This window comes from Shewanella sp. SM29 (assembly GCF_025654245.1).
Classification (GTDB): Bacteria; Pseudomonadota; Gammaproteobacteria; order Enterobacterales; family Shewanellaceae; genus Shewanella; species Shewanella oncorhynchi.
In genome coordinates this window covers 1-509 of the sequence record NZ_JAKKRN010000108.1, presented here as the reverse complement: position 1 = coordinate 509, position 509 = coordinate 1, and the positions used below count along the sequence as shown (strand labels likewise).

At 45.9% G+C, this 509-nt stretch carries 1 protein-coding gene; it reads right to left on the bottom strand.

From position 1 onward, the window contains the following. A partial coding sequence (locus L5L77_RS22690; RefSeq protein ID WP_263223453.1) for a transposase domain-containing protein occupies positions 1-366 on the bottom strand: 366 nt, incomplete at its 3' end. Between the last annotated feature and the right edge of the window lie 143 nt (positions 367-509).

The following is a 509-nucleotide window of genomic DNA, read 5'->3' as shown; positions in this document are numbered from 1 at the left end:
TCTCGCGTGCCAGGTATTGGCGCTGCGACTAAATACTTCTCTAATAACCTCACTGCCCAATCGTTTACGCGCCTGAGTCACGGCGCTGCGTGCAACATAATCAATCTCTTGCGGCAAAACAATGTCGAGTTTGTTGATGAGTGACCGAACAGATTCCCCTCGGAACAAAGCCATTCCGATAACGGCCCAAATCATCGCGTCCATCGGCAATTTACGCCGTCTTAACGTCGCAACRCCCTGAGAGTCTAGGCAAGATTGAATTAACTCAGGTTCTAACACATCTGCTAAGCAGGTGAATTCGGTTAGGCGGGTAATATGAGTACGGGCGAGTGCTTCTGAGAGTTGCATAAAAAAATCCGATGACATGAGGTCATCGGATTTTGATCTTTTCAGCGAGATCGTCAAGCGATCTGTCTTAACTGATCGGCATTATCAATTATGAGGGCTTTTTTATAATATTACGTACGAATTTTCACATTCACTAAACCTTAGCCAAGGTGCGCTCTTTG